We start from the raw sequence: 7587 nt of genomic DNA on the forward strand, positions 1-7587 counted from the left end.
GAATATTTTCCTAATTTCCACTAATATGAACGACCAGTGCCCGGTGGTGACTCCGACTGCGATGTTCCCATAAGTAAATCCCCTGCCAAGTCCCTAACAGTAAGCGTCCTTGGTGAATGGGAATTTGTTCTGATGTTTTGGTTAATGCGCTGCGGATATGAGCGGGCATATCATCTGGCCCTTCAGCATCATGAATATAACTTATTCCATCTTCAGGAACTAATTTGGCAAAAAAGTTAGCTAAATCTTGCAAAACATCAGGATCGGCATTTTCTTGAATGACTAAACTGGCGGAAGTATGCCTTAAAAACAGGGTACATAATCCAGTTTGAATCCCAGATTCTTTGACTACTTGTTTAATTTGAGCCGTGATAGCGGAAAAGTTCTTTCCTGTGGTTTTGATATGCAATTGGGTTTGATAATGGGTCATGGGGGAATAGGGGAATGGGGGAAACACGGAGACACGGAGACACGGGGAAATGTCCTATTACTCATTACTCATTACTCCTTTGGGAAGAGAATCTTCACCGGTAATCAACCGCGCTCCTCTGCCACTAGTCAGGTAGTTCCATCCCCATTGCACCATGACGACTAATTTATTATCAAACTCGATTAAATAATAGATATGGGCGAATACCCAGGTTAACCAGGCAATAAATCCGGTGAGCTTAATCCATCCTAAGTCTACCACTGCCGCATTTTGACCAATTACGGCTAGACTTCCAACTTCGGTATAGCGGAAGGGGGAATGGGTTTGGCTGCGCAGTTCCTGTTTTATGTATTGGGCTACATATTTGCCTTGTTGCATGGCGACAGGGGCAATACCGGGTAAGGGTTGCTCTCCTTGATGGGAGAAGTTGGCTAGGTCACCAATAACAAAAATATTCGGATAACCGGGAATGCTTAGGTTCTCTTCCACCCTTACCCGACCTGCCCGATCTAGGGCAACTCCGGTTTTCTCATTGAGTACTTTCCCTAGACTCGAAGCCTTTACCCCAGCAGCCCAAAGAATGGTACGAGCGGGAATTACATTTTCTTCCTCTCCTTGTCGCACGGTTACTGAACCGTCCGTGACTTGGGTGACTAGGGTCTGAGTTTGTACCCTTACCCCTAGCTGGGTGAGGTCTTCTTCTGCTCTAATGGACAATTTTGGCGCGTAAGGGGGTAAGATACGATCTACGCCCTCTAGGAGCAAAATTTTGGCGCTGGTGGTGTCGATGTGATGAAAGTCGTTTTTGAGGACGCTATGGGCTAATTCGGCGATCGCCCCGGCTAATTCTACTCCAGTCGGACCACCACCGACAATCACAAACGTCAGCCAAGCTTTTTGTTTTTCGGGATCGGTTTCTTTTTCTGCGGCTTCAAATGCGCCATAAATGCGACGACGCATGAGCAGAGCATCTTCAATAGTTTTCAAACCAGGGGCAATATTTTGCCATTGATCGTTGCCAAAATAGTGATGCTTCACACCCGTGGCCAGAATCAAGGTATCGTAGGAGAGGGTACGGTTGTCGAGGGTAAGTAGTTGGCGATCGGGATCGATATCCTTTACCTGATCTAAAAGGACTTGGGTATTTTTATTTTGATTTAAAACCAAGCGCAGAGGGGAAGAAATATCCGCAGGAGATAAACTGCCCGTCGCCACTTGATACAGTAAGGGTTGAAATAGATGGAAATTGCGTTTATCGATTAAGGTCAGTTTAACCGGTGCTTTGCCTAGGCTTTGGGCTGCATAAAGCCCCCCAAAGCCTCCTCCAACAATCACGACATGGGGGACAGAGGGTTGGGTTTTTGCATCAACCATAGCGTTTGGGTTCTTAATGTAAGATTTCGATCCAATCTTAGTTTAGCAATGAAACATTGAATTAACTATGAATGATGCACTAAAGCCTAGAGATACCATCATCCTCTGATACTTTGGGTTATTGAGGTTGAAGATCTGGCGATCTAAATTCCCGAAATATCATGCGATCGCGACCCTGTTTTTTCGCTTCATAGAGGGCTTGATCCGCAATTTCAAATAATTCTTCTCCTGACGTTTCATGAGTGGGGATGGTTGAAGAGAGTCCCATACTCATCGTAATGAAAGGACTAACGAGTGAGGCTTGATGATCGAGGGATAAGTGACGCACATGCTCTTGGATTTCTTGAGCAACTATCCACGCTCCAGATGCTTGAGTGTTGGGCAAAATTACGACAAATTCTTCTCCTCCATATCGAGCCACTAAATCCGCTGGTCTTTTTAACGCTTGTTTGATGGCTTCGGCTATTTTTTGTAAGCATTCATCTCCCATTTGATGCCCATAAGTATCATTGTAGCGCTTAAAATAATCCACGTCACAGATAATAATGGATAGGGGCGATTTCTCCCTTGCAAGTCGATACCATTCTCGATCGAATGTTTCTTGCAAACAGCGACGGTTTGCTACTTGGGTTAAACCATCTAAATTAGCCAGTTGATTTAATTCTTGGTTTACCCGCTCTAATTCAGCAGTTCTTTCAGCTACTTTTCTCTCTAAGGTATAAGAATAGTCCCGGAGTTGTTCATAAAATAGGGCATTCTGAATTGAGGCAGCGGCTTGGGAAGCTAGAGCTGTAAATAACTTGAGGTCTTGGGCAGTATAGTCTAGGGTGCGATCGCTACTAATTTGAATGATGCCTAATTTCCCCGTTTGTGTCATTAACGGACAACACATCATAGACACAATTTCAAACTCTTGAGGAATAAATCGAGGATCTAAAGTCACCTGATTTACAATTTCCGCCTTTCCCGAATTAAAAACAGAACCATAAATTCCGATATTAGTTGGAATTTTCTTCCCTAAGATAACTTGATTTTCATCAGCTTTAGGATAAAAAGTTTGCATAGATTGTTCATAAGCATTATAAATCATGACTACTAAGGCATTACCTGGTATTTGTTTGAATGCTTCATTCGCCATGAGTTTTATTACTTCATGGACATGCAAACACGTAGATATTTTAGAGGAGATGTCATACAAAAAATTGAGTTCTTCGTATTTATCTAAAGCATCAGCCGCTAACACTTTTTTGTTGACTTCTATTTCAATTAAATAAATGACCAGTTGGGCAACCGAATTATGGATATTTTCGCTGACGACCCAACCTAAAATTTTATCTTCTACAACAATTTCATATCCTTGGGCATTGGTTAGGGTTAGCTCTCCTAAAATGGGAATTTGACGATTGTCTAAAATCCCTATTTGATGATTATCATTAATGAGCCGCTGGATGATTTTTTTTATTCTAGGCTTGAGAACAATTTTTTTAAAATTAATATTTATCATTAAAATTTACTCATTTATAAATCCAAGAATTTCTCTTGATTTAGCCAATACTTCCTTCGGACGAAAAGGTTTAGTCATATACAAATCTGCTCCTACAGCTATGCCCGTTTTTCTATCAAACTCTTGACCTTTTGCCGTCAGCATAATAATATAGATATTATCAAACTTAGAATTTTCTTTAACTTGGGCACAAACTTCTAGTCCATTCATCTTAGGCATCATCACATCTAAAAAAACCAAGTCAGGGTTTTCTTCTTCAATGACCTCCAACGCTTCTTGACCGTTTTTAGCTGTTAAGAGAATTACGTCATCTTCATCCTCCAATTTCTCAAGCGCTTGTTCCATGAGGATAAGGATATTAGGTTCATCATCAACAATTAATACTTTTTTATTCATTGAATTCCTCTATATGTGTTCTAACCACTGTTGGATCGAGGGGAAGCAAAAAAGAAAACTTACTTCCTTGATTAAGGGCACTTTCAACCCAGATTTTACCCCCATGATATTCAATAATCTGTTTACAAATTGCTAATCCTAAACCTGTTCCTTTGGGTTTATTCGTTAAAATATCCCCCACTTGCTTAAACCGCTCAAATACAGTATCCTGGTTTTCTGGTGCAATACCTATACCTGTATCAATAATGGAAACCAGCAGGTGGTTGTCTACAACCTCTGCTTCACAAGTAATGGTTCCTTGTTCGGTAAATTTTACAGCATTAGAGATTAAATTAATGAGGACTTGAATCAGGCGATCGGTATCAACTTCAATCACGGGTAAATCTGGATTAATTTTTTTGATTAACTGTAAATTATTACTGTTGATGAGAGAAAAAGTTACGGCAATCGCTCGATCCAAAATAACCTTTGGATTAACGGGTTGAATATTCCAGTCTACTCGACCAGATTCCATTTTGGCAATATCTAATACATCATTGATTAGGGAGGTTAACCGTTCTGCTTCGGAAATGATGATGTCAATGTTATTACTGACTGCGATAACCGATCTCTTCACTTTTCTATCCTGTTGTATAGTCGCAGGAAAAATGATTTCTTCCAGCTTCTCCTGAATCATTTCTGCAAATCCTAGGACTGAAGTTAAAGGGGTTCTTAATTCATGGGAAACTGTATTTAAGAAATCAGTTTTCATCCGATCTACTTCCCGCTCGACAGTGACATCTCGAATGAGAATTACTGAACCCATACATTGATCCCCTTCCATTCCTTCTCCTTCCTTAATAATACTGGTCGCTAAGGCTTGACCTTCGCGATTATTCCCCAACTTCACATCAAGGGTAATAATTTCTTGATTTCGATTATGAATTAATGCGATCAATTCCTCTAATTCAGGGGAGAAAATCGTCCAAACATTCTGTCCTTCTAGCTGCCATCTTTCTAGGTTAAACATCGACAAAAGAGCAGGATTAAATCGGGTGACTCTCCCTTGGGTATCAGTCACTAATAAACCATCGGCTAAATTATCAACAATGGCATTTAAATCTGCTAGGGTTATTCGTAGTTCACTGGATCGCTTTTGTGCTTGAGAGAGTAATTCTGCCTGTTGTAAGGCTACGCCTAACTGAATGGCAATTTTACGGGTAAATTCAATTTCTTTGGGGTTCCAAGTTCTGGCTTTGGAACATTGATGAATACAGAGCAAACCCCATAACTGATTCCCTTTGACTAGGGGTAGAACTAGATTGGCACGAATTTGAAATTTGTTTAAGATATTAAAATAGCAAGGAGATAAATCGGCAGTAAAAATATCGGAAATGGCTTGTAGTTTTCCGGGGTTATAATTATTGTTTTGATGCCAATCAAAACAATAATCATAAACTTTTTGAGTTAAGGTTGATTCAAAGCTAGGTAAGACATCTTCAGAAACAAATTTTCCCTGAGTACAGTCGGATTCGCGATCGAACTCAAAAATAGCGACTCGATCTGCATTCAGCAGTTGTCGGACTTCTGTTGCAGCCGTTTGAAAAATGGTCTCTAAGTCTAGGGTACGACGAATTTTATCAATTACTTCAGCGATCGCCTTCTCCCGTTGTGCTTCTTGCTCTAATTCATTGGCTCGTTTTTGCAGTTGGGCATCTAATGTGCTTTTTAATTCGCTAGAGCGTTTTTGGGTTTGGGCTAATAATTCTGCTTGTTGAATAGCTACTCCTAATTGAGAACTAATCTGAACTAAGAAGTTAATTTCAATCTCTTGCCAATCCCTGGGGCCGGAATTTTGAAAGGCAGCCAATAAGCCCCATAGACGCTGGTGTTGATAAATGGCGACAATGGCATAGGCTCTAGCTTGATAGGATTCTAAGGCCTGAATATAACATTCGGAAAAATTACTATTATAGATATCTGAACAAACCCGAAATAATTGCACTTGGTTAAATACTTGCCCTTGGGTTTGCTGGAAGTACGTATCTGTGACGGACAAATGTTCTAGATTTTTGAGGCTACATTCACCAATCTTACAGTTCAAACCTGGATTTTCCTGTTGCCCGATAATTAAGGATTTCCACATCGGAGCGACGGAGTCTACAACAAATTTTCCACTCCAGTCATCGTTAAAACGATAAATGACGACTCGATCGGCTTTGAGGAGTTGACGGACTTCATCGGTGGTGGTGCGAAAAATGGTATCGAGATCGAGGGATTGGCGGATTTTTGTGATTACAGCAGCGATCGCCTGTTCCCGATCCACAGCCTGAGCTACCGCTTTAGCTAACCGATCTGACTGTTGTTTTTGCCCAGCTAAGACTTCTGCCTGCTGTAGAGCAACTCCTAAATGAACCGCGATCTGGGAAACAAATTCTATTTCTTGGGGTTGCCAACATCGAGGAGTACGACACTGATGAATACAGAGAAGTCCCCATAATATCTCTCCCTTTAGGAGGGGAACCACCAAATTAGCTTGGACTTGGAATTGCTCTAAGATCTGAATATGGCAAGTATTTAAGCCTTGTGCATAAATATCATTGCAAGCCCAAATTCGTCCTTCTTGGTAATATTGGGCATAATTATCGCCAAAACAGCGATCTTCAATTCGAGCAGTTAAAGTGGAAGAAAAAGGTGGTAAGACATCCTCCGAGACAAATTCCCCCCATTGGTAGTTAGAGTTTTCAGCAAATTGATACATGCCTACCCGATCGGCATTTAATAGTTGTCGTACTTCTATCGCTGTTGATTGGAAAATAGTTTCCAGATCCAGAGATTGACGAATGCGCGTAATGACGGCTAAAAGGGCTTTTTGTTGAGCCACCTGGATAAGTTCAGGTTGAATTTGGGTTGGCTGTTCAAGTGCCGATACCTTTTCTCTGAGGCGTTTTACTTCCTCTTGAAGGGAAGTATATTCACTGGTTTTAACCACAATATACTCATCGGACATGGGATTTATAAGGGGGAAAAAGTGACTATCATTGCCTTGATCGGTAGCTTGGCCAGTATAAAAGATTGGAAGGGGAACTGTGCGTAAAGAAGTTTAAACCTTTTTTTAGGATTCTGCTGTGCCCCAAGGCAATAGGCAATAAATTTTCTAATGAATAAGGGATACAACGAACCGGTTGTATCCCTTCAGAGTTGTGAATCTGTTGGCTTTCAGGGCTATATGTTATGAGCGAGTTTGCCAAACGGCGATCGCCCGTTGGGCTTCTGCATAAGCTGCCGTGTTTTCGGGAACCAATTCAGCCGCCGCGATCGCCTGTGCCGGACCATCACTGGCTAATCGACGGTAGGCAATTTTGAGGATTTCACTACTCCATTGGTTGGCCAGTGTTTGAGCTTGGCTATATCGGGGTTGATCCGTCCCAATCGTCTTCACCTGGGCGATCGCCTGATTATAAGAAGACGCTTGATTAGCCTTAATCTTAGTACTGGCTTGTTGAATCACGACCTGATTCGCCTGGGCTTGGGCTGCCTGCTGTTGCCACGTGGTCATTGAACTTTGAGCTGCTGAATAAGCCGATACTTCGGGTGGCACAAGTTGGGCAGCGGCGATCGCCCCCTCAAATTGCCCTTGAGCTGCCCGACCCATGGCAATATCCATAATTGCTTGACTCCATAGCTCAATTTTTCCTTGAGCCTCAGCATAATTGGGATTATCTGCCGAAATTTTCCGCGCTTCTTCAATCGCCTTTACATATAGCGACGCTTGCTGAGAGCCTAAAATACTCGTCACCTGGGTCAAGGTTGGGGCACTCACTGGCTGAGGCTGGGGAGCGGGAGCCGGTGTAGCTACAGTCGCTGGAGCTTGAGGAACCGCTGGAGAAGGCGCTGGAGTCGC

At 42.1% G+C, this 7587-nt stretch carries 5 protein-coding genes and 1 pseudogene; all 6 read right to left on the reverse strand.

Going from position 1 to position 7587, the window contains the following annotated elements; genetic code table 11:
• Positions 1–10 precede the first annotated feature (10 nt).
• Positions 11–430, reverse strand: a complete 420-nt coding sequence (locus tag AC3A14_RS01870) for a secondary thiamine-phosphate synthase enzyme YjbQ (RefSeq protein WP_318731823.1) — start codon at positions 428–430, stop codon at positions 11–13.
• A 57-nt stretch (positions 431–487) separates the two neighbouring features.
• A complete protein-coding gene (locus AC3A14_RS01875) occupies positions 488–1804 on the reverse strand; it encodes an NAD(P)/FAD-dependent oxidoreductase (RefSeq protein WP_318731824.1) in 1317 nt (438 codons plus the stop codon).
• Between the two features lie 118 nt (positions 1805–1922).
• Positions 1923–3308, reverse strand: a complete 1386-nt coding sequence (locus tag AC3A14_RS01880; RefSeq protein ID WP_318700578.1) for a diguanylate cyclase domain-containing protein — start codon at positions 3306–3308, stop codon at positions 1923–1925.
• 6 nt (positions 3309–3314) lie between these two features.
• Positions 3315–3704, reverse strand: coding sequence for a response regulator transcription factor (locus AC3A14_RS01885; protein ID WP_318700577.1), 390 nt, complete (start codon positions 3702–3704; stop codon positions 3315–3317).
• Entirely contained in the window at positions 3697–6693 is a 2997-nt protein-coding gene (locus AC3A14_RS01890) for a GAF domain-containing protein (RefSeq protein WP_318731825.1), read from the reverse strand. The genes AC3A14_RS01885 and AC3A14_RS01890 overlap by 8 nt, the downstream gene beginning before the upstream one ends.
• A gap of 222 nt (positions 6694–6915) precedes the next feature.
• A pseudogene (locus AC3A14_RS01895) lies at positions 6916–7587 on the reverse strand (caspase family protein); the annotation flags it as partial.

The organism is Roseofilum sp., assembly GCF_982964205.1.